We start from the raw sequence: 21,636 nt of genomic DNA, 5'->3' as shown, positions 1-21,636 counted from the left end.
CAGGCAAGCCAGCTCCCACACTCAATCTGCGTTCGCTGGTGATCTGAGTCGTGTAGGTAAGAATCACAAGGAGCCCACCCCACCGTGGCCACCTACTCCCTGGTAATCCGTCGCCTGATGATCTGCTCGGTGACCATCGTGGTCAGCCGTGCCATGACCAGCCCATTGCTGGCCCTTTGGCTGAGCACACGCCTGGGCCTCAACCAGCAGGACATCGGCCTGCTGATGGGGGTCGCGGTGTTCATCGCCACGCTCATGGGGTTGTATGGCGGCTACATCATCGATCGCCTGGAAAAGCGCAAACTGCTGATCCTGGCCATGCTCTCCAGTTCCATCGGTTTTTTGTTGCTGACCTTTGCCAGCAACCTCTACCTCACCACGCTGACCCTTGTTGTGACTGAAGCCGCGTCGGCGCTGTTCCTGATCGGCTCCAAGGCGATCATCAGCGAGAACCTGCCGGTGGGTGAGCGCGCCAAGGTGTTTTCCCTGCGCTACACCCTGACCAATGTCGGCTATGCCACGGGCCCGATGTTGGGCGTAGTGATTGCCGGCCAATTGCCGTGGGCACCGTTTTTGATCGCCAGCGCCATTGCCTTTGGCAGCCTGTTCCTGATGATCGGCATTGCGCCGACCCAGCGCGACGACAGTCATAAGCCTCAGAGTTTCCTCAGCACCCTGCGCATCTTGCGCAGCGACCGCACGCTGATCCTCTTCACCAGCGGCAGCCTGTTGAGCACCATCGTCCATGGGCGCTACACCCTTTATCTGTCGCAGTTTTTGCTGGTGGCCTACACACCCGACCAGGCACTGAAAATTCTGTCTGCGGTGCTCGCCTGCAACGCCATCACCGTGATTTTGATGCAGTACCAAATCGGCCGATTTCTCAAGCGCGAGCAACTGCGCCATTGGATCGTGCTGGGCACCCTGCTGTTTATTGTCGGGTTGGTCGGTTTCAGCCAGGCGCACAGTCTGCTGACCTGGTGCCTGGCGATGTTTGTGTTCACCTTGGGCGAGATGATCATCTATCCCTCAGAGTTCCTGTTTATCGACACCATCGCGCCGGATGCACTACGGGGCAGTTATTACGGGGCACAGAACCTGGCCGCGTTTGGCGGGGCCATGAGCCCGGTGATTTGCGGCTATCTGCTGATCAATGCGGCGCCCACCAGCATGTTCTTTGCCTTGGCCGCACTCACGGCCGTGGGCGGCACCCTGTGTTTCTTGAGCGGGCGACGCGTGGCAGGTTCTTGCTGATATTTACGCAAGATCCGGCTATTAATAGCCAAACCTCTGAAGGACCCGAGCCCCATGAAATTCGACACGGCCTACAGCCTGAGTCTCGACGACAAGGTGTCGATCTATGACATACGAGACCTGAATTTCGACGAAACCACCGCGTTCGATTCCGACAAGGACAGCTTCCTGTGCCCCAACGACGCCTGCCGCGCGGCGTTCGATAGCACCACCAATGCGTTGAGCACTTTCAACGCCAAGAACGTCAACTACCTGCGCACGCCGCACTTCAAGAACAAACCCGGCACGCGGCATATCGACGGCTGCCGCTATGCCGGCAGCCATAAACCTGCGACGGGTGAAAATGACGACGAGCGTGAGGAAAATTTCCCATCGGAATTTGTGCTGACGCGGCGACTGTACGAGCCTAAAACGCCGGTAGTCGGCACCGCTGGAAGCGTCCTTCAGGAGCCGACGAAAGCGCCCGCAAACCGCGCTACCACCTCTTCTGGCAGCAATGACTCGATCCCGGACAAAACCAGCGTATTCGCACACCCGGTGGAGTGCTACGTGTCCAACATCGATGACAAGGACAAGCTCAAGGCCATGCCTTTGAAGATCGGTGAGCACGCGGCGACCTACTGGGCATTCTTCAAGAAGATCGAATACCTGCAAGACAACCAGGGTTTGATTTACTGGGGCAAGATCAAGACCATCAAGGACTACACCAGCAGTTTTCGCATCGACTTCGAAAAGAAGGTGTGGCTCGACAGGAAGCCTTATTCGGTGAACGTCTACCTGAGCAAAAAGCTCATCGAAAACTACCGCAAGCGCACGGCATTCCTGGAGCAGATCAAGGCGGCGGCCAGCAGTGAACGGTCGCTGTATTGCTTTTTCTATGGGGTCACGCCGCAGCTTGTGCAGGTGCCCAGCCAGAAAAACCCCGAGCAGACGTTCGGGGTATTCAGCGCCAGGATCGAGAATCTGGATCACCTGATTATTCGTGAGGCACCGGGGCTGGAATCATAAGGGGTTGCAACGCCAGTGGATGAGCGGTAGAAACAACTGTACAAAAACACAGTATAGTTGCACCTCCCCTGTCGAACCTGGAGAAACCCCATGTCCTCTCTGGCAATGAGTTCTTTCGTAGAACAACAGATCGTCCTGCATCAATTCACCGCCAAACACTGCGCGCAGGCGCGCGTCATGCTGGGCTGGAGCCGCGAAGCGCTGGCTCGCCAGGCTGGCGTGGCGGTGCAAGCCATTGAACAATTGGAAGACCACGGCGACGTGGACGATGAAACCCGTTTGATCCTGGCGTTTCGCCTGGAGGCCGAAGGGCTGGTGTTTTTCCCGGGGTTCGCACCGGGGTGGGGGATGAGTGCGCGCCGGTTCGATACCCCGGCGGCGCAGCCTTCTGCACAAAGCCTTATCTCTCAATTGATGGGTTCAACCGTGGCAACCAGCCGAGGCTGACTCAACTCAGCCGTTGGTGGCCTCAACCGTTTTATCTGGACTGTCTGGTGTTTGCGTAGAAGGAGCACCTGGGAGAAAAGCCGGTTCTTGAATGGCCTGCGAGGCTTGTTCATAACCATGGGCGACTGACAGCAAGGTGGCTTCACTCTTGCCGGAGCCATACACGTAAATTGCCGTGGGCATGCCTTCATCATCCATACCTGATGGAACAGATATACCGGGGTACCCGGCGGCCGCACTATAGAAATAGTTGTGCGTCAGAAAATTCGATACCATGGCGTCGAGCTTGTGCTCCTTCAGGGGGGCATCAATGGTCTTCTGAAATACAGGAAGGATGGCTTCCCACAATACCTCGCGCTTTTGCGGCGTGGTCTCCAGCTCATTGATCATTTCCAGCAATTTCTGGTCAGGCTCATCAGGTTTCTGCGTGCGTTTGATAAAAGCAATCAGCTCAGCAAGTGACTTGACGGGCAAACCTTCCCGCCCAGCCAAATAGTCTTCCAGTTGTTGCTTGACCTCCGAGAATATCGCCTCGTTATAACCCTCATAGGCTTCATCGGGGACACCGGCGTCCAACCGCTCCAAGGGCACTAGAATTGCACCCTGGGCCTTCATCACTTCGAGCGCCGCCTCATAGTGCTTGCGGTCTGCGCGCTTGGCCGGGTCTTTGGACTCCTCTGCGGACAATTCAGGCAAAGGGGTATAGCCAATACGCTTACCCTTCAAGGCATCAGCGTGCAGGCCCTCGGTGTAGACGTTGGTCTCGGTCATTGCATTGAGTGCTTCTGCCGCATCACAGATATTGCGGGTGAAGGTCCCCACCGCGTCCATGCGGGTGCTGGTCATGACGCCTTCGGTACTGACCAGGCCCGTCGTTGTTTTCAGGCCAAACACACCGTTGTAGGCTGCGGGGCTGATGATTGATCCGTTGGTTTCCAACCCCAGTGCCACGGGCACATGCCCCTGGGCGACCGCCACGGCCGAACCTGAACTCGAGCCGGCCACCGTCCCTCCGAGTCGATGTGGGTTCAACGTCTGGCCACCTCGGGAGCTCCAGCCATCCGCCGATTTGAGTGAGCGAAAGTTGGACAGCTCACTCATATTGGTTTTGCCTACAATCACCACGCCAGCTTTCAGCAAATTGTCGACGACCTTGGCATTCCGGGCGGCAGGCGCACCCACCAACGCCTTGGAGCCTGCACTGGTCTGCATGCGGTCATTGGTTTCAAAGACATCCTTGAGCGCTATCGGCACGCCATGCAAGTACCCGCGTACGCGGCCATTGGCACGTTCCTGATCGCGGGCTTTCGCCTCCCTCATGGCATCCGGGTTGGTTTCCAAAAACGCATTGCCGCCCTGTAGCCCACGATCAATATTGGCAATTTGTTTGAGCGAGTCCTTCAACAGCGACTCTGAGGTGACGCCGCCTCCTTGGGCCATCTCCGCTGACATCTGGCAGGCACTCTTGAAACCTTGTACCGGGTTTGAAAGCTCCTGAAGCAGGCCCGTGGCCCATCCACCTGCCGAAACTGGTCCGATCATGAAGTGCCCCTCTGTTTGACTGAGTGTGAGAGCTATCGGTCGATAGCGCCGCACCAGTCTAAGAGCCGACCACCCACCACTATTTCAGGCGAATCCTGCCACTGCGTCCTACCCTTCGCAGCCCGATGTAGGCATCAATACCTACGGCCGCAGCACGCGGTAAGCTCGTACCAGTGCCGCCAAGCGATCACCCGCCCAGCGCGCACCGTAAAACCAGACCTTGGAGCCGTCTTCCAGGGTTTCACACATACTGGGGTAGCCGCTTTTACAGGCGTGATGAAAGGCGGCTTCGGGATCCTCTGACACCAAGGCATCAAGGCGAAGACCTACCACCAGCTCGTCGATTTCATGACAAGCCTGCTCACAATCACCGCTGCGCTGCATATCCACTGCCACGCATTGCGCACCAGCCTGGCGCAGGGTGTCGAAGACTCGGTTCAAGGCCGCACTGCGTGCGACCCGTTCAACCTGCTTGCCCTGCACATAATGCTCGGCATAGCCGATACGATATCCCGTCAGCGGCAGCGAGGCGGTGAAGGTGGTGTTATTCAATACCAGCGGTACCTCCACCATCACCGGTTCGGTAGGGTCAACGCCGCTGATGGCGATCAGCGATAGCGCGGGATCGCGCACCGGCCGTATATGGGGAGCCAGAGCGTTATACCCAGGTATGGGCGTGGCGCCGGCACGTTGCTCGGTGCCAAAGACAATAGAAGGGGGAGCGGCACCGTGGGGTGAAGCGGGAACGTCGACGGCGTTCATTAGCGATGGCAGCGGTTGAGCTGACGCACACGGCAAACCCATCTTCCAAAGTTTCTTACAATGGCTGTCCATCGAAACATCCTCCCGGAGATAAAATTCCCGGGGGATCATCGCACTCTCTCTTGACCTTTGTCGCAGGGCTGAAATTCGCTGAAAAGCTCTTTTCCAAACGGGCCTTTGGCTCAGCCTGCTGCGTGTTCGTTGACCGATTGAGGTTCCACTTCCAGCCACCAGGCACGCCCGCGCTCAGGCTGGTTCAAGCGAAAAGCCTGGCCCATCGCCGGAGTGGTGATCGAAACATTGCGCTCCCAGGCCAGGGCCATGATGCGGTCGAAAGGCTCATGCCAGGCGTGGAAGGCCAGGTCGAAGGTGCCATTGTGAATCGGCAGCAGCCAGCGCCCTTTAAGGTCGATATGCGCCTGCAGCGTTTGCTCCGGCTGCATGTGTACATGGGGCCAATCGACGTTGTAAGCGCCGGTTTCCATCAGGGTCAGGTCAAACGGCCCGTATTGCTCGCCGATGCGTTTGAAACCGTCGAAATAGCCCGTATCGCCACTAAAAAAGATACGCCGCGTGTCGTCGATCATCACCCAGGAGCACCACAGGGTCTGGTTGCCATCAAACAGGCCGCGCCCGGAAAAGTGCTGGGCCGGCGTGCAGACAAAACGAACGCCATCGACCTCGGTGCCCTGCCACCATTGCAACTGGCGGACTTTGCTGGCATCCACGCCCCATTTGACCAGTGTGTCGCCCACGCCCAGGGGCGCCAGGAAGTAGCGGGTCTTTTCGGCCAATTGGACCACCGCTTTGCGGTCGAGATGGTCGTAATGATTGTGGGAAAGGATCACCGCTTCCAGCGCAGGCAGCTCTTCAAGACTGATAGGCGGCTGATGAAAACGCTTGGGGCCGGCCCAACGCAATGGCGAGGCGCGTTCGGCAAACACCGGGTCGGTGACCCAGAATTTACCGCGCATTTTCAGCAGCACGGTTGAATGGCCGAGGCGATACACGCTGTGATCAGGGGCGGCCAATAACTGCTCGCGGGTCAGTGGCTGTACCGGAATCTGCCCCACCGGCCGTGTCGTTCGCGGCTTGTTGAATAGCATGTTCCAGAAAATGCGCAGGGTCTTGCCCAAGCCACCGTGCTGCACCGGCGTGTCGTTGCTGAAGTGCCCCAGGCCCTGCTCGGCAGGCTTGGGCGCCGAGGGCGCAGGGTCGAGACGGGTTGAAATCGTAGCCATGACAAAGTGACTCCTGCGGTCCGCTCAAGTATTACACTGCACAGTGTAGTTTCTAGATTGCAACAAAATCCGGAGCAAGTAAACTGCCCGGTGTAATTTCATTGTTGAGTCGAATGCCTTCCATGACTGCCCCCAAACGCCTCACCGAGCGTAAACGCGAAGCCATCGTGGCGGCGGCGATTGCCGAATTTCGCGAGCACGGCTTCGAGGTCACCAGCATGGACAAGATCGCCGCCAGCGCTGGCGTTTCCAAGCGCACCGTGTACAACCACTTCCCCAGCAAGGAAGAACTGTTCGCCGAGATCCTCCACCAACTGTGGGCCAGCAGCGTTGCCCAACTGGACGTGATCTACACCAGTGACCGCCCACTGCGCGACCAACTACGCACGTTGCTGGAAGCGAAAATGCAGATGATGTCAGACGCCAACTTCCTCGACCTGGCACGCGTGGCCATTGCTGCCACTATCCATTCGCCGGAGCGCGCGCAAGACATGGTCAACCGCCTCAGTGCGCGGGAAGAAGGCTTTACCCAATGGGTGCGCGCCGCCCAGGAAGACGGCCGCCTCACCGGCACCGACCCGGCGTTCGCCGCCCACCAGATCCAAAGCCTGCTCAAGGCCTTTGCATTCTGGCCGCAAATCACCCTCGGCCAGCCCACCCTCGACCCTGCCACCCAGGCCCACGTCATCGAATCGGCCATCGACCTGTTCCTCGCCGGCTACGAAGCCAGCACGCAGCGCACGCCCCAGTAAGCCCTGTTGCAGGAGCGACATTTAAGGTCGTTTATGGCGTTTTTGCCCGCTGTTTTGCGCAAATGGCCTGGAAGGACACTGATTAATCCCACAGGAATAATCGACAATCCACCTTTCTTATCCGACCACCGGCTCTGCCCGCTGACGCGTGCTGTTGCACCCGCAAAAAAGTTGACCCAGGACACTATGGAAAACAGACGAGGCAAAGGGCTTTCATTTGCCAGGCGTATATACACGCCAAGGATTATCGGCCTGGGTATCGGTAGCATCAGCGTAATCGGGGCTTTGTATCCCTTGTCGATGCCCGGTTGGGTCTGGGCGTTGCTGCTGTTCAACGGCATTGCCTGGCCGCATGTGGCGTACCTGATTTCCACTCACTCGCCATTTCCCTACCAGGCCGAACAACGCAACCTGCTGTATGACTCAGTGCTGGGCGGATTCTGGGCCGCGGCCACTCAGTTTTCGCCACTGACAGCGGTGACTATTCTGTCGATGATGGCCATGAACAACGTCGCAGCCGGTGGCAAACGCCTGTTCCTGCGCGGGTTGCTGGCACAGGCGGCCGGTATCGCGGTGGCCTGGGGCCTGTTCGGCATCAAGTTCGACCCCAGCGTCAGCCTCACCGAGGTCTACACCTGCCTGCCGATGCTGACGCTCTACCCGATGGCCATCGGCATGGTCTGTTACCAGTTGGCGATCAAACTGTCGCAACACAAACGCGCCCTCAGCGCCCTGAGCCGCATCGACAGCCTCACCGGCCTGCTCAACCATGGTTCCTGGAAAGACCTGCTGAACCTCAAGTTTCACAAGTGCCAACAGCAACACGGCCAAGCGACCATTGCTTTGATCGATATCGACCACTTCAAGCACATCAATGACGTTCATGGCCACACCGTGGGTGACGCGGTGCTGCGCCAGTTGAGCCAAGCGCTGCGCGAACACTTGCGCGAAGAAGACCTGGCCGGCCGCTATGGCGGCGATGAGTTCTGTGTGATTCTTCCGAAAATGCCCCTGCAAGCCGCTGCGCAGGTAATGGAGCATCTACGCGAAACCTTCAGTCACTATCGGCATCCGCAAATCCCAGACCTGCGCGTCAGCCTGAGCATTGGCCTGGCGGATTTCCACCCGTCCTTCAAGGACGCGGTCATGTGGCTCGATGCTGCGGATCGCGCGTTGTACACCGCCAAAAACAGCGGCCGCAACCGCGTCAAGATCAGCGAATGCACGGTCGTTCATTCAGCCGGAGTTGTCTGATGACACCTCGTCCGAATCTTGCTCCGCCCACCTGCTGCAATAGCATAATGCCGCCATTGGTCGCCTGGCCAAAATAGTCCTGCCTGACGAGCGAACTTCCAGGCCGATTGATCACTCTGAGACCGTTGTTCTACCCCCCTCTGTCAGCACCAGGAAGCTGGCAATGAGCAAGTCAACCGTAAGGCCAGGGGCCCTACGGGGTCAGGCGCAAATACATGGACCCCGCATACGCTTGCATGCCCGAGCCCTCCACCATGCTATTTCACGCTCACAAGAAAACCATCAGTACCCTGCAACACAGCCTTGCCCAACAGACCAGCCTGCTGGACGCCATCGAGCGCTCCATGGCCGTGATCGAATTCGACCTGCAAGGTACCGTGCTGCGCGCCAATGACAACTTCTTCAAGACCATGGGCTACCGCGCCGAACAGATCCTGGGGCAGCCCCATCGGATGTTCTGTACCCCGGCGTTCGCCCGCAGCGCGGACTACAACCAGTTATGGACGCACCTGCGCAACGGCCAATTCCAGTCGGGCACCTTTGAACGAGTAGGCGGCAACGGCGCCTCGGTGTGGCTGGAAGCCAGCTATAACCCGGTACGGGATGAAGCGGGGAATGTAATCAAAGTGGTGAAATACGCCATGGACGTCACCCCGCGCCTGCAAGCCGAGAGCGAAGCCAACGCCAAGCTTGCAGCCATCGACCGCGCCATGGCGATGATCGAGTTCAACCTCGACGGCACCATCATCACCGCCAACGGCAATTTCCTGCAGCGCATGGGCTACAGCCTGGCGCAGATCCAGGGCAAGCATCACCGCCTGTTTTGCACGGCCGAACTGGCCAACAGTGCGGCCTACAGCGAGTTCTGGAAGCGCTTGAACCAGGGCGAGCTGTTCAATGGCCAGTTCGAGCGGGTGGATAAACACGGCCAGGTCGTGTGGCTGGAAGCCAACTACAACCCGGTCTACGACGCCAGCGGGCGCTTGTGCAAAGTGGTGAAGTTCGCCTCGGACGTCACCGCCCGCGTGCTACAGCATGCCGCTGACGCACAGAGCGCCGCCCAGGCTTATCACCTGTCGTTGAACACCCAGGAGATGGCGGAAAAAGGCGCTGAGGTGATTCAGAAGACCGCCAGCGGCATGCGTGAAATTGCCGTGGATATCGACACCTCTTCGCAACTGATCGCCAAGCTGGGCGAACGCTCGCAACAGATCACCGCCATCGTCAACACCATTCGCGGCATTGCCGACCAGACCAACCTGCTGGCCCTCAACGCCGCCATCGAAGCCGCCCGCGCCGGCGAGCAGGGACGTGGCTTTGCCGTGGTGGCCGATGAAGTGCGGCAACTGGCCGCGCGCACCAGCGGCTCCACCGCGGAAATCTCCGGCATGATCGCCATGATCCAGGACGAAACCCGCCAAGCCATCGACAGCATGGACGCCACCCGCGACCGCGCTGCCCAGGGTGTGGAACTGGCCAACCAGGCCGGCACGGTGATCCTGCAGATTCGCGAAGGTACCGGCGAGGCGGTACAAGCGGTAAGCGCGTTTGCCAATGAGCGGGGCAATCGCTGAACCCTTGGCGCTGGCTGTCTGAGGGTTAACTTCGCAGCCAGCGCACATGCCGCCCCAACTCATCAAACAGCGTCACCACCGAGCGCAACGCCCGACAATCAGGCCGCGTCAACAACCACAACGCCGTATCGTGCCCTGCCAGCGCAGGGCCCAGCGGTTGCACGCCATTCCCGACTAGAAAATCCGGCAGCGCCGCTACGCCCAACCCTGCGCGCACTAATTCGGCCACCGACTGCATGCTGTTGCACCGATAACGGAGACGCACGCCCGGCAAATACTCACGGCGCCAGGCGACGGTGGGGTGATCGGGTAAAAAATCGTCCGGCGCGATCCAGGCCAGATCGGCCCACTCATGGTCTGGGTGCAGGCGCGCATAGTCGGCACTGGCACACACCTGATACGCCACCGCCCCCAGGCAACGTCCGACAAGATGCTCCGGCGGCGCCGTGGTCAGGCGCAGGGCGATATCCGCATCGCGGCGGCTGAGGTTGGCGAAGTCATTGGAGGTGCTCAGTTCCAGGGTCAACGCCGGGTAGGCCGGCATGAACTGCGCGAGGGCCGGCAACAGCAAGCCTTGCAACACTGAGTCGGTGCAGGTCAGGCGCACGGTGCCGCTGATCACTTCACCGCCCTGTTCCACGCCAATGCGCGCCGCCTCCAGCGCCTGCTCGGCACGCTCGGCCTGTTGGGCCAGGTTGCTCGCCAGGCTGGTGGGCAAATAACCGGCACGGCTTTTTTCAAACAGGGTTTGACCCAGCGCCGCCTCCAGCCGCCGCACCGCACGGAACACCGTGGACACATCGACCCGCAGCAGCGCCGCCGCCCGTGCCAGGGTACCGCCGCGCACCAGGGCCAGGACCAATGACAGGTCGGCGTAGTCGATTTGATAGTGCGTAGCTGCATTGAACATATGGGCAAACGCCAATATTGATTGCGTGAGCGCCAATCTATAGTGGGTATCAACCCACCACAAGCCATGGGACGTACACGATGCCAACCCCCGCGCTGCACCTTGCCCTGATCGGTGACTACAACCCTGATGTGACCGCCCACCAAGCCATTCCCATGGCCCTGCAACAGGCCGCCGACGCTCTGGGCCTGAGCGTCCACGTGCAATGGCTGGCCACCGACACCCTTACCTCCACTTCTGCCCTGAGCGACTTCGACGGCTTCTGGTGCGTGCCCGGCAGCCCCTATCGCGACGTCGACGGCGCCCTGCGCGCGATACGTTTTGCCCGCGAACAAGGTCGCCCTTTCCTCGGTACCTGCGGCGGTTTTCAACATGCCGTGCTGGAATATGCCCGCCATGTGCTCGGCTGGGCCGATGCCCAGCACGGCGAATTAATGCCCGATGCTGAGCGCGCCGTCATCACGCCGCTGGACTGCTCCCTGGTGGAAGTGAACGACACCGTGCGCCTGGCCGCGTACACGCGCATTGCCCAGGCCTACGGCAGCCTGGACATCCACGAGGGTTACCGTTGCCGCTACGGCATCAACCCCACCTTTGCCGACGCCCTGCTGGACGCCAACCTGATTCCCACCGGCCACGATTCGGCGGGCGATCTGCGCGCGGTGGAACTGCTCGACCACCCGTTCTTCGTCGCCACCCTGTTCCAGCCTGAACGCGCCGCACTCAAGGGCATCACGCCGCCGCTGGTGATTGCGCTGCTCAAGGCCTGCCAGGAGGTATCGGCATGATTGCCAAAACACCCGCCCCACCTTATTACGCGGTAATTTTCAGCTCGCTGCGCACCGACGCCGACCGGGGTTATGGCGAGGCCGCCACGCGCATGCTGGAACTGGCCAGGCAACAACCGGGGTTTCTTGGGGTGGAATCGGCGCGGGAGGATGGGCTGGGGATCACCGTGTCCTACTGGGCCAGCGAGGCGGCGATCCTGGCCTGGAAACAGCAGGCCGAGCATCGGCAGGTGCGTGAGCAAGGGCGGGCCACTTGGTATGCGGCGTTTCACACGCGGGTGTGCAAGGTAGAGCGGGCCTACGCCTTCTCCACTTGAAACACCGAACCCGGTGGGAGCTGGCTTGCCTGCGATGCAGACACCTCGGTGATGCAGTGAAACCGCAGTGAGACTATCGCAGGCAAGCCAGCTCCCACATTTGCTCGTCATCGTTAGCAATCGCGGACGCTCAGCTCACCAAACTGCGCAACGCGCTGATCTGCGGGATCTCTACCCGGCGCATATACACACGCAGCGGCTCGGTGATGTTGATGCGCTCGTCGATATTCTGGTCGAGCAACAACTGCAGGCGCGCTCGGCACAGGGTCATGGTGTGGTCGGCGGCCGGCAGCCAGACGAACTCGGCCGTGGGGATGATGCCGTCATCGGCCACGTCCATGCCGAATGAGTCTTCGCTGAATCGTACGATGTACTGGCCGGTCTTGCGGTTGAGGCCGACAAAACCCTGGAGTTGGTCGGCGGCCTGGCAGATAAGCTCGGAAGTGATGCGCATGGTAAACCTCACTGAAAAGTCCCACAGGGACTGGAAAGATGGTTTACACGCGTGGCAGAAAATACCGCCCTCTGGCGGGGCAGCTACCCGTAAGAATACTGCAACACCCTGCAAAAAAGTCGACAAAATTGGCCGGTGCGCACGTTAATGTCGGTTTGGTGATAGCGCCGTTCGCAATCAATTGTTAAAAAGGACACCTTCTCAAAGTTACCTCCACGAAAGGACTTCGCATATGCCTGTCACGTTTTCCAAAAGCGCCTTGCTGCTGGCGTTGATGCTCGGCCTTGGCCAGGCACAGGCTGCCGAGCCGGTCAGCCCGGCCGAATTGGCGACAAACGAAGGCATTCCCTACCCTGCCGTGATCGCTCACCGTGGTGCTTCCTACGATGCGCCTGAATCCACCGCCGCTGCCTACAAGGTTGCACGCGACCTGGGCGCCGACTACCTGGAACTGGACCTGCAACGTAGCAAGGACGGCGTGCTGTTCGCCCTGCACGACAACAACCTGCAGCGCACCACCGACGTCGCCACCAAGTTTCCCGAGCGCAAAGACGCACCCGCCAACGAGTTCACTTGGAAAGAGCTGCAAACCCTCGACGCCGGCAGCTGGTTCAACGCCGCCTACCCGGACCGCGCGCGCCCTGGTTTCGTTGGCCTGAAAATCCTGAGCCTGGACGACATCATCAAGATCGCCGAAGGCAACCCCTCGCACAAACCCGGCCTGTACATCGAGACCAAGGAGCCCAAGCAGTTCCCCGGTATCGAAGCCGACCTGAAAAACAAGCTGCTCGACAAAGGCTGGCTGAGCTCCGCCGGCTCCAAACTGGGCAAGAGCAATACCGGTGTCGGCCAAGGCAAGGGCCGCGTGGTGCTGCAAACCTTCGAAACCGCCAGCCTCAAAGAGCTGCAGAAGGAAATGCCCAACACTCCGAAAATCCTGCTGTTGTGGGTGGGTGAAGGCAGCATCGAGCCCAAATCCAAAGTGACCTTCGCCGAGTCTGGCGAATCCACCAAGGCCGCCTACTACGCCAAGCAAGAGCCTAAAGACGCTGCCGAATTCGAAAAATGGGTTGATGAAGCCAAAAGCCTCGGCGCCATCGGCACCGGCCCGTCGGCCGAGCTGACCGACCACGGCGACCAGAGCTACACCGACCTGGTGAAGCCTGAAATGAACAAGCTGACCCACGACAAGGGCCTGCTGGTGCATGTGTATACGGTGGATGAGCCGGTGGACTTCGAGAAAGTGATGAAGGCCGGCGTCGATGGCATTTTCACCAACCGCGCCGCCGAGCTGTTGAAGTTCTACAAGCGCTGGCCGTCGTCCAGCGTGCAAGACCTGCTCAACGACCATAAGTACTAAAAGCGTTAGTGTCAGTGAGCCATTAAGGATGAGTTAAGTTGCGCCGGTTAATCTGGCGCCACTTAAACAGCTCAACCTAAGAAGGACACACACCATGAAAACCTTGACTGCCCTGTTCGCTGCTACTGCCCTGACCTTGACTGCCGGCCTGGCCCAGGCTGATGTCCGTCCGGACCAGATTCCTAGCCTGCTCAAGTCCGGTGAAGTGATGGCGTTCGAAAAGCTTAACGCCGCCGCCGTCGCCCAACATGCCGGCGCGACCATCAACGATACCGAGTTGGATCACGAAGCTGGCAAGCTGGTCTACGAAGTGGACCTGACCGACACTACCGGCAAGAAATGGGATGTGAAGCTCGACGCCAAGACCGGTGCCGTGCTGGAAAACAAGCAAGACACCTGAGTTGAACCTTGAAAAAACGCGCCACCTTCGGGTGGCGCGTTTTTTTATGCGCGCCTCAAACGGTCACATAACCGTCATACCGCCTTGCAATGATTCGCTCAGGAACCTGTGAAACGTCCTACAGGCCCTTTCTCTGCGAGTCGCCATGAACCACAGCATCGACCACGGCCATCAAGATTCCGATCTGTTTGGCCTGCTTTACGGTTTTCGTTTTCGCCCCGGCGAGAAAGGCCAACAAATTGATTCCGCCACCGCCCTCGCCGCCTTACAGCACCCGCCAGACCCGGACGAATTCCTGTGGCTGCACCTGAACCTGGCGCACGCCGCCTGCGAGCGCTGGATGCAGGCGCATTTGTCGCTGCCGGAAGAGTTTTTTGAAGCCTTGCATGAGGGCTCACGCTCCACGCGCATCGAGCATGTGGACTCGGCCTTGTTGGCAGTGGTCAACGATGTGGTGTTCAACTTCAGCAGCATGGTGTCGTCGGATATTTCCACGCTATGGGTGTGCGCTCGCAGCCGCTTGTTGGTGAGCGCGCGCCTGCAGCCTTTGCACTCGGTGGATAAATTGCGCTCGTCGGTGAAGGCCGGCGAACACTTTCGCTCCCCCTTGGAGCTGTTGGTGCACCTGCTGCGCGACCAGGGCGAAGTGCTGACGCAGATCGTGCGCAAGACCAGTATCAGCGTCGACCATATCGAAGATCAGCTGTTGTCTTCGCGCCTGTCCACCAACCGCGCCGAACTGGGTGCCGCCCGCCGCGTGCTGGTGCGCCTGCAACGCCTGCTGGCGCTGGAACCGGGCTCGCTGCTGCGCCTGCTCAATCGCCCGCCGCAATGGCTGCAAAAGGAAGACGTGAAGGAGTTACGCAAATCCACCGAGGAGTTTGCGCTGATCATCAACGACCTGACCGCCTTGGGCGAACGCATCAAGCTGTTGCAGGAAGAGATCGCCGCCAACCTCAATGAACAGAGCAACCGCACGCTGTTTACCCTCACGGTGGTGACGGTGCTGGCGCTGCCGATCAATATCATTGCCGGCTTTTTTGGCATGAATGTGGGTGGGGTGCCGCTTTCCCAGGATCCGGAAGGCTTCTGGATACTGGTGGCCTTGGTCGCAACCTTCACCCTGATCGCTGGACGGTGGGCATTCCGCAAATTCTCAAATTGAAATAAGCCCCAACTGTGGGAGCTGGCTTGCCTGCGATTGCGGTGTATCAGCCAACACAATGCAAGCTGACCCACCGCTATCGCAGGCAAGCCAGCTCCCACAGGGTTTTGCGTTTATTCAGTGTTTGAAGCGTCCAGCCACTGATCGCCGGGCATTGCGCACATTCTCAAATTGAAATGAGCCCAACTGTGGGAGCTGGCTTGCCTGCGATTGCGGTGTATCAGCCAACACAATGCAAGCTGGCCCACCGCTATCGCAGGCAAGCCAGCTCCCACAGCAGTTTGCGTTTATTCAGTGATTGAAGAGTCCCGTCATCGCTTTGAGGCGCTTCTTGTACACCCGCCGCGCCTCCAAAGCCTCCTCGAGGCTCACCGCCACAAACCCCGCTCGCTGGTTGGGCTGCATCTGCCCGATCAAGTCCAGGTCGGCGCTGATCACCGTGCCAATCATCGCGTAGCCACCGCCCGACACCGCATCGCGGTGCAACACAATCGGCTCCAGCCCCGCCGGTACTTGAATCGAGCCAATCGGGTAGCAACTGTCCACGATGTTGGAAGGATCGGAGCCCGCGCCAAACGGCTGTTCCCGTGGCTGGAAGCTCAACGCGCTGCCGCCCTTGAAGCGGTAGCCGATGCGATCGGCCTCGGAGCCCACCGTCCACGGCTCGGCAAAAAAGCTGCTTTTGGCCTCGTCAGTCAAGCGCTCGTAATACAGCCCCGGCACTACCCGCAACGTCACATCGCCGCCGACCGAACGCCGCAACGCCATCGGCAAGCTGTTGCCCGCACGCCCCATACCGCTGGCGGTACCGATCGGCAATTGATCGCCCTCCTGCAAGCGTCGGCCGTTAAACCCGCCGAGGGCGCCGAGTGTGTAGGTGGAGCGGCTGCCGAGCACCAACGGCACGTCGATACCGCCGGCGACGGCGAGGTAGGTGCGTGCGCCGGCCTTGGGAAACTCGAACCGCAGCACCTGCCCGGCGCGCACGGCAAAGGCGGTGTCCTGGTGCACCACTTCACCGTCCAGGCGCGGCGACATCAAGGCGCCGCTCAAGGCCACCAGCGCGTCCTGCTGGAACTCCAGCTCCGGCCCGATCAGCGTGCATTCCAGGCCCGCCGCGCCCACAGGATTGCCCACCAGGTGGTTGGCCGCACTCAACGCGTATTGGTCCAGCGCCCCCGACGGCGGGATGCCCAAGTGGTAATAACCTTCGCGGCCCAGGTCCTGCACGGAGGTGGCGAGGCCAGGTTTGAGGACCTTGATCATGCCAGCGCCTCCTGCAGGGTTTTCGGGTAGCCGATGGGGTCGGCGAGAAAGGCATCCAGGGAAAACTCCACCGGGCGGATGCGCAAGTCGAAACGACCGGCGTCCACCTCGGCGACCGCCAGGTCATAAGCCTCGCGGTCCATCGGCTTGAACTGCACGATATCGCCAGGGCGGAAGAACACCATGTGCTCCTTGAGGTACGCCAACTGCTGCGCCGGGTCGTAGATCGGTGCCGGGGTAACGCCGAACATCTGGTAACCGCCCGCGCCACGCACCGAGTAGATACACCCAAAGCAGCCGCCATGGCCCAGGGTCAGTTTCGGCGTGTCGGTGCGTGGGCGCAGGTATTTGGGCACCTGCAATTGCCGCTCGCGTTCGACCATCTGGAACATGAACGGCAAGCCCGCGACAAAGCCGACCATCGACACAAACCACGGCGCGCCACTGTGGGCGGCGATGAACGCGTCCACGTCGGCCAGGCCATTGATGCGTGCCGCGTATTCCAGGTCTGTGCCGCTGGGGTCTTGGTGGCGGTCACGAAAACGCATCAGGGTTTCGCGGGTCCAGGGGTCGTTATAGAGCACCGGGATTTCGATGATGCGCGTGCGCAAGGTGCGTTCGGCCACGGCCTGGGCTTCGGCGCTTTGCACGGCGTCGAGCAGCGCGTGAGGGGCAATGCGGTCAGGGTCGAAGCGAATCTGGAACGATGCGTTGGCCAGGCAGACATCCAATACGCCTTCCAGTGCCAGGCGCTCCACGGCGCGGGTCACCGCCATGCCCTTGAAAAAAGCCTCCAGGGACATGCTGTTGCTGACCTCGGCAAACAGGTGTTCATCACCGCCGAAGCTGTAGCGGATGGGGGACGTTTCAGCCATGTCTGTTCCTCTTGGAATCATTGTAGAAAGGCAGGCAAAAAAGTAAGGGTTGGCTCTTATTGGGGAGGTCTGACGTCGATACCCGCCTGGTCCAGGGCTTCACGGGTGGCCTCCACCAGCTCCAGGGCGCCAGGGGTGTCGCTGTGCAGGCAGATGGAATCGAATTCGATCGCCAGGTCTTCGCCTTCGACGGTACGTACCAGGCCGGCCTGACACGCACGCAAGACCCGGGCGGCCACTGTGGCGGGGTCCAGCGCCCGCACATTGCGGGTAAACACGATGGAGCCGCTGAGGTCGTATTCACGGTCGGCATAGAACTCGCGCACCACCGGCTGCCCCAGTTCCTTGGCAATGCGCCAGATCACCGAGTTGGGCATGCAGTACAGCATCAGCGTGGGCTCGATGATTTGCAGGTTTTGCACCAACAGCCGGGCGGCCTCTTCATCGCGGGCCAGGTGCATGTAGAGCGCGCCGTGAGGCTTGATGTGTTGCAGGCTCATGCCTTGGGCACGGGCTATTTCGCGCAGGGCACCGAGCTGGTAGAGCATGTCGTCCACCAGTTCCTGGGCCGGTGCGTTGATATGCCGACGACCGAAACCCACCAGGTCACGAAAGCCTGGGTGTGCGCCGATGGCCACACCCCGTTGCTTGGCGCGCTCGACGGTGCGGCGCATGGTGCCTGGGTCGCCGGCGTGAAAGCCGGTGGCGATATTGGCCGAGCTGATATAGGCCATCAGCTCTGCGTCGACGCCGTCGCCGATGGTCCAGGGGCCAAAGCCTTCGCCCATGTCTGAATTGAAATCCACTGCCTGCATCGAGGTCGCTCCGCCAAAGGTGATGCCCGCAAAGTAGGCCGTGGCTTGACCCCTTGGGAAGATCTATTATCAGATGGCCCATCTTCTGAAAATCAGATAGCTTTTTATCCTCGACCCCCGATCGTTCCCACGCTCTGCGTGGGAATGCAGCCATGGACGCTCTGCGTCCGCACTTGAGACCGTGACGCGCAGCGTCACAAGAGGCATTCCCACGCAGAGCGTGGGAACGATCAATAAGCAGAGTGCGATATGTCTTTAACCTTGCGCCAGGTTCGCTATTTCGTCGCCACTGCGGAAATCGGCCAGATTTCCCAGGCAGCAATTCACCTGAATATTTCCCAATCGGCGGTGACCACAGCGATCAAGGAGCTGGAAGCCATGCTCGGCGTGCAGTTGTTCGTGCGCTCGGCCCAAGGCATGAACCTCACCGACGCGGGGCGGCATTTTCTCAACCGTGCCTATGTGATTGTGCGCAGCGTGGAGGATGCCCTCAACAGCCCGTTGCCGGATTACCGCGCCAGCGGCGTGCTGCGGGTGGCGGCCAGCTACACCGTGCTGGGTTATTTCCTGCCGCACCATTTACAGCGCATGGAGCATTGGCATCCGGACGTGACCATCGAGGTGTTCGAACAGGAGCGCCAGGCCATCGAACAGGGCCTGCTCGACGGCCAGTTCGACATGGCTGTGGTGCTCACTGCCAACCTCACCCACGCGGATATCGTCTCGGAAATTCTATTCAACTCCGAACGCCGCCTGTGGCTGCCCAGCCATCACCCATTGTGCGAACGCGGTGCCGTGAGCCTGGCCGACGTGGCCCAAGAACCCTACATCTTGCTCACCGTCGATGAAGCCGAACACAGCGCCATGCGCTACTGGGAACAGGCCGGGCAAACGCCCAAGGTGCGGCTGCGCACCAGCTCGGTGGAGGCGGTGCGCAGCATGGTTGCCAATGGCAGCGGCGTGGCGATCCTGTCAGACCTGGTACACCGGCCCTGGTCCCTGGAAGGCAAACGCATCGAAACCCTGACCGTGACCGACCCGGTCACACCCATGAGCGTCGGCCTGGCCTGGCACCGCGAGCGCGCGTTTACCCCCGCGATGCAAGCGTTCCGGGATTACTTCCACGACGCGTTCCTGGCGCCCCAGCAGTTGTCGGCACGCCGTTAAAGATGAGCTTGCAGGGTGGCGGTCAACCAGTCCATGAACACCCGCACCCGCAACGGCAGATGCCGCTGGCCGGCGTACAGCAACGACACATCCAAGGGCGGCGCCTGGTAGTCGGGCAGCACCGCCACCAACTCGCCGCTGGCCAACAAGTCGTGTATCCCGAGTTGCGGCACCTGGGTAATGCCAAACCCGCCCAGGCACGCCGATTGATAGGCGTCGGTGCTGTTGACCGTCACCCGGCCTGCCATCGGCAGCCGCTGCACCTTGTTGCCCACCAGGTATTCGAACCCGGCCGAGCGTGCGCCCAGCGGCCGCACGTAATGCACCAACTGATGATGCGCCAGGTCTGCCAGGGTGTCGGGCACGCCATACCGTTGCAGGTACGCCGCGCTCGCGCAGTTGACCATCGGCATGCTGCACACCCGCCGCGCTACCACAGTTTGATCGGGCTGGGCGCCGACGCGCACCACGCAATCAAAACCTTCGGCGATCAGGTCCACCTGGCGGTCCGAACAGCTGATTTCCATGTCGATCAGCGGATGGCGCGCCATGAACGTGGGCAAGTTCGGCAAGATCACGCCCCGCGCCATGACATTGGGCATGTCCACCCGTATGCGTCCGGCCAATTGGGTTTCGTCCTGACGGAACAAACCTTCCAACTCTTCCATGTGCGCCAGCAGATCCTTGCTGCGCTCATACAACACACGACCATCCTGGGTCGCCTGCACCTTGCGCGTGGTGCGTTGCAACAGCCGAGCGCCGAGCAACTCCTCCAACGCCTGCACATGCTCGGAGACCGTAGAGCGCGGCAAGCCCAGGCTTTGGCCGGCCTGGGTAAAGCTCGACAACTCAGTAACGCGTACGAAGGTGCGCAGCAGCTCAAGCTTGTTCATTAGATTGTTCGCCTTATCCGGCCAGTGATTTCGATATCAGCCTGTTTATCACGTTATGGCCGGACAAATACACTCAGTCCCACTCACTCCATTCGAGGACTGCACCATGACCCGTAAAATCGCACTCATCACTGGCGCTAGCCGTGGCCTGGGCAAAAGCGCCGCCCTGCACCTGGCTGCGCAAGGCATCGACATCATCGGCACTTACCACAGCGCAGCGGCCGAAGCCCAAGCCGTGGTTGCCCAGGTAGAGGCCTTGGGCGGTCGCGCCGCCATGCTGCAACTGGACGTCAGCCAGAGCGCAACCTTCGATGCATTCGTTGGCCAGATCGGCACACTGCTCAAGGATGTGTTCGCCCAGGAGCATTTCAACTTCCTGATCAACAACGCCGGGGTTGGCACCTACGCAAGCTTTGCCGAAACCACCGAAGCCCAGTTCGACCAGTTGGTGGCGATCCATGTGAAGGCACCGTTTTTCCTCACGCAGAAACTGCTGCCGCTGATCAGCGATGGCGGGCGCATCATCAATATCTCCAGCGGCCTGGCGCGCTTCAGCCTGCCGGGGTATGCCGCCTACGCATCTATGAAAGGCGCGGTGGAAGTCTTGTCGCGCTACCAGGCTAAAGAACTGGGCCCACGGGGTATTACCGTGAACACCCTGGCACCGGGCGCGATTGCCACCGACTTCGGCGGCGGCGCGGTGCGCGATAACACCGATGTGAATGCGATGGTTGCCAATAACACCGCCCTGGGCCGCGTAGGCTTGCCGGACGACATTGGCGGGGCGATTTCGACCTTGCTGGCCGATGGCAGTCATTGGATCACCGGCCAGCGGATCGAGGCGTCGGGCGGGATGTTCCTATAAGCGACGCACGCCTACGGGGTAACTGGGGTTTTACCGGCGAATTTCTCGCGCAGCACGTCATAACCCCAGTGGTACACGTAGGTGTACGGCAGGAAGAACAACAACACGCCAATGTCGAGGATGAAGGCTTCCAACAGGCTGATCTTCATCAAGGCGGCAATCAACGGCACTGCCAAGAGGATCAGGCCGCCTTCAAACAGCAGCGCATGCAGCACACGGGTCCAACCACCGTTGGCCAGTTGCAGGCGATTTTTAAGGCGGTCGAACAGGCTGTTGAACACCACGTTCCAGCTCAGTGCCAACAGGCTGATGCCCAGGGTCACTGCGCCCATCTCCAGCGCTGGCCGGCCGGTGATCCACACCAACAGCGGCGTGCAAATCAATAAGGCCAACCCCTCGAAACCAAGGGCTTGAAAAACGCGTTCAGTAAGGGATTTGGTAGGGGTCATGGCCCGGCTCCGTGAGTGACGATGGTTGCCATGATCAGGCTTTGTCTCGATACTTCATAACCAATAACCATCGATCAA

Annotated in this window: 23 protein-coding genes; 13 read left to right on the top strand and 10 right to left on the bottom strand. The window is 60.2% G+C overall.

Annotation, left to right across the window (positions count from 1 at the left end; all coding sequences use genetic code 11):
- Positions 1 to 84: 84 nt before the first annotated feature.
- From BOP96_RS11245 to BOP96_RS11235, 3 genes are all read left to right on the top strand, one after another.
- Positions 85 to 1,254, top strand: a complete 1,170-nt coding sequence (locus BOP96_RS11245) for an MFS transporter (protein WP_073452692.1) — start codon at positions 85 to 87, stop codon at positions 1,252 to 1,254.
- A 54-nt stretch (positions 1,255 to 1,308) separates the two neighbouring features.
- Positions 1,309 to 2,262 carry a hypothetical protein gene (locus BOP96_RS11240; protein ID WP_073452690.1) on the top strand — a complete coding sequence of 318 codons (954 nt, stop codon included), beginning with the start codon at positions 1,309 to 1,311 and terminating at the stop codon, positions 2,260 to 2,262.
- A gap of 90 nt (positions 2,263 to 2,352) precedes the next feature.
- Positions 2,353 to 2,709, top strand: coding sequence for a transcriptional regulator (locus tag BOP96_RS11235; protein WP_014719611.1), 357 nt, complete (start codon positions 2,353 to 2,355; stop codon positions 2,707 to 2,709).
- 6 nt (positions 2,710 to 2,715) lie between these two features.
- Here the strand turns inward: BOP96_RS11235 and BOP96_RS11230 are convergent, their stop codons facing one another.
- The 3 genes from BOP96_RS11230 to BOP96_RS11220 all read right to left on the bottom strand — a co-directional run bounded on the left by BOP96_RS11230 (position 2,716) and on the right by BOP96_RS11220 (position 6,254).
- Positions 2,716 to 4,161 (bottom strand): amidase family protein, encoded by a 1,446-nt coding sequence (locus BOP96_RS11230; RefSeq protein WP_020303107.1) that lies wholly within the window; start codon positions 4,159 to 4,161, stop codon positions 2,716 to 2,718.
- A gap of 231 nt (positions 4,162 to 4,392) precedes the next feature.
- On the bottom strand, positions 4,393 to 5,013 hold the full coding sequence (locus BOP96_RS11225; protein WP_236466169.1) for a hypothetical protein: 621 nt from the start codon (positions 5,011 to 5,013) through the stop codon (positions 4,393 to 4,395).
- A 182-nt stretch (positions 5,014 to 5,195) separates the two neighbouring features.
- Positions 5,196 to 6,254 carry an MBL fold metallo-hydrolase gene (locus tag BOP96_RS11220; RefSeq protein ID WP_020303109.1) on the bottom strand — a complete coding sequence of 353 codons (1,059 nt, stop codon included), beginning with the start codon at positions 6,252 to 6,254 and terminating at the stop codon, positions 5,196 to 5,198.
- A gap of 122 nt (positions 6,255 to 6,376) precedes the next feature.
- Between BOP96_RS11220 and BOP96_RS11215 the strand changes: the two genes are divergently transcribed.
- From BOP96_RS11215 to BOP96_RS11205, 3 genes are all read left to right on the top strand, one after another.
- Entirely contained in the window at positions 6,377 to 7,006 is a 630-nt protein-coding gene (locus BOP96_RS11215) for a TetR/AcrR family transcriptional regulator (RefSeq protein ID WP_014719615.1), read from the top strand.
- A gap of 186 nt (positions 7,007 to 7,192) precedes the next feature.
- A complete protein-coding gene (locus BOP96_RS11210; RefSeq protein ID WP_060766498.1) occupies positions 7,193 to 8,260 on the top strand; it encodes a diguanylate cyclase in 1,068 nt (355 codons plus the stop codon).
- A gap of 254 nt (positions 8,261 to 8,514) precedes the next feature.
- Positions 8,515 to 9,834, top strand: a complete 1,320-nt coding sequence (locus tag BOP96_RS11205) for a methyl-accepting chemotaxis protein (protein WP_020303112.1) — start codon at positions 8,515 to 8,517, stop codon at positions 9,832 to 9,834.
- 25 nt (positions 9,835 to 9,859) lie between these two features.
- Here the strand turns inward: BOP96_RS11205 and BOP96_RS11200 are convergent, their stop codons facing one another.
- Positions 9,860 to 10,744, bottom strand: coding sequence for a LysR family transcriptional regulator (locus BOP96_RS11200; protein ID WP_014719618.1), 885 nt, complete (start codon positions 10,742 to 10,744; stop codon positions 9,860 to 9,862).
- Between the two features lie 80 nt (positions 10,745 to 10,824).
- On the opposite strand from BOP96_RS11200, the gene BOP96_RS11195 reads away from it, so the two are divergent.
- Positions 10,825 to 11,532, top strand: a complete 708-nt coding sequence (locus tag BOP96_RS11195; protein WP_014719619.1) for a CTP synthase C-terminal region-related (seleno)protein — start codon at positions 10,825 to 10,827, stop codon at positions 11,530 to 11,532.
- Positions 11,529 to 11,849, top strand: coding sequence for an antibiotic biosynthesis monooxygenase family protein (locus BOP96_RS11190; RefSeq protein ID WP_038451277.1), 321 nt, complete (start codon positions 11,529 to 11,531; stop codon positions 11,847 to 11,849). Before BOP96_RS11195 ends, BOP96_RS11190 begins: the two co-directional genes overlap by 4 nt.
- Positions 11,850 to 11,979: 130 nt before the next feature.
- Here the strand turns inward: BOP96_RS11190 and BOP96_RS11185 are convergent, their stop codons facing one another.
- Entirely contained in the window at positions 11,980 to 12,303 is a 324-nt protein-coding gene (locus BOP96_RS11185) for a DUF2025 family protein (RefSeq protein ID WP_014719621.1), read from the bottom strand.
- Positions 12,304 to 12,535: 232 nt separating this feature from the next.
- Between BOP96_RS11185 and BOP96_RS11180 the strand changes: the two genes are divergently transcribed.
- The 3 genes from BOP96_RS11180 (at position 12,536) to BOP96_RS11170 (ending at position 15,228) form a co-directional block, all read left to right on the top strand.
- Entirely contained in the window at positions 12,536 to 13,663 is a 1,128-nt protein-coding gene (locus BOP96_RS11180) for a glycerophosphodiester phosphodiesterase (protein ID WP_014719622.1), read from the top strand.
- Positions 13,664 to 13,757: 94 nt separating this feature from the next.
- Positions 13,758 to 14,063 carry a PepSY domain-containing protein gene (locus BOP96_RS11175; RefSeq protein ID WP_014719623.1) on the top strand — a complete coding sequence of 102 codons (306 nt, stop codon included), beginning with the start codon at positions 13,758 to 13,760 and terminating at the stop codon, positions 14,061 to 14,063.
- A 145-nt stretch (positions 14,064 to 14,208) separates the two neighbouring features.
- A complete protein-coding gene (locus BOP96_RS11170; protein WP_014719624.1) occupies positions 14,209 to 15,228 on the top strand; it encodes a transporter in 1,020 nt (339 codons plus the stop codon).
- Positions 15,229 to 15,519: 291 nt separating this feature from the next.
- On the opposite strand, the gene BOP96_RS11165 is transcribed toward BOP96_RS11170, so the two are convergent.
- From BOP96_RS11165 to BOP96_RS11155, 3 genes are read right to left on the bottom strand one after another with little or no spacing between them, the layout of a single operon-like run.
- Positions 15,520 to 16,494 (bottom strand): biotin-dependent carboxyltransferase family protein, encoded by a 975-nt coding sequence (locus BOP96_RS11165; protein WP_014719625.1) that lies wholly within the window; start codon positions 16,492 to 16,494, stop codon positions 15,520 to 15,522.
- Positions 16,491 to 17,369 carry a 5-oxoprolinase subunit B family protein gene (locus tag BOP96_RS11160; protein WP_020303116.1) on the bottom strand — a complete coding sequence of 293 codons (879 nt, stop codon included), beginning with the start codon at positions 17,367 to 17,369 and terminating at the stop codon, positions 16,491 to 16,493. The genes BOP96_RS11165 and BOP96_RS11160 overlap by 4 nt, the downstream gene beginning before the upstream one ends.
- Positions 17,370 to 17,425: 56 nt before the next feature.
- A complete protein-coding gene (locus BOP96_RS11155; RefSeq protein ID WP_073452688.1) occupies positions 17,426 to 18,184 on the bottom strand; it encodes a 5-oxoprolinase subunit PxpA in 759 nt (252 codons plus the stop codon).
- A gap of 249 nt (positions 18,185 to 18,433) precedes the next feature.
- On the opposite strand from BOP96_RS11155, the gene BOP96_RS11150 reads away from it, so the two are divergent.
- Positions 18,434 to 19,351: a LysR family transcriptional regulator gene (locus tag BOP96_RS11150; protein WP_014719628.1), complete on the top strand. Its 918-nt coding sequence runs from the start codon at positions 18,434 to 18,436 to the stop codon at positions 19,349 to 19,351.
- Here the strand turns inward: BOP96_RS11150 and BOP96_RS11145 are convergent.
- Positions 19,348 to 20,244 (bottom strand): LysR family transcriptional regulator, encoded by an 897-nt coding sequence (locus BOP96_RS11145; RefSeq protein ID WP_020303117.1) that lies wholly within the window; start codon positions 20,242 to 20,244, stop codon positions 19,348 to 19,350. The two genes, BOP96_RS11150 and BOP96_RS11145, sit on opposite strands and share 4 nt — an antisense overlap.
- Positions 20,245 to 20,350: 106 nt before the next feature.
- On the opposite strand from BOP96_RS11145, the gene BOP96_RS11140 reads away from it, so the two are divergent.
- Positions 20,351 to 21,109 carry an SDR family NAD(P)-dependent oxidoreductase gene (locus BOP96_RS11140; RefSeq protein ID WP_014719630.1) on the top strand — a complete coding sequence of 253 codons (759 nt, stop codon included), beginning with the start codon at positions 20,351 to 20,353 and terminating at the stop codon, positions 21,107 to 21,109.
- A gap of 11 nt (positions 21,110 to 21,120) precedes the next feature.
- Here the strand turns inward: BOP96_RS11140 and BOP96_RS11135 are convergent, their stop codons facing one another.
- Positions 21,121 to 21,558, bottom strand: a complete 438-nt coding sequence (locus BOP96_RS11135; RefSeq protein ID WP_014719631.1) for a multidrug/biocide efflux PACE transporter — start codon at positions 21,556 to 21,558, stop codon at positions 21,121 to 21,123.
- Positions 21,559 to 21,636 lie beyond the last annotated feature (78 nt).

It is taken from the genome of Pseudomonas sp. FSL W5-0203 (genome assembly GCF_001896155.1).
GTDB classification, from domain to species: Bacteria; Pseudomonadota; Gammaproteobacteria; order Pseudomonadales; family Pseudomonadaceae; genus Aquipseudomonas; species Aquipseudomonas paracarnis.
Note: the sequence above shows the minus strand (reverse complement) of the source record. Positions and strands in the feature narration are given on the sequence as shown.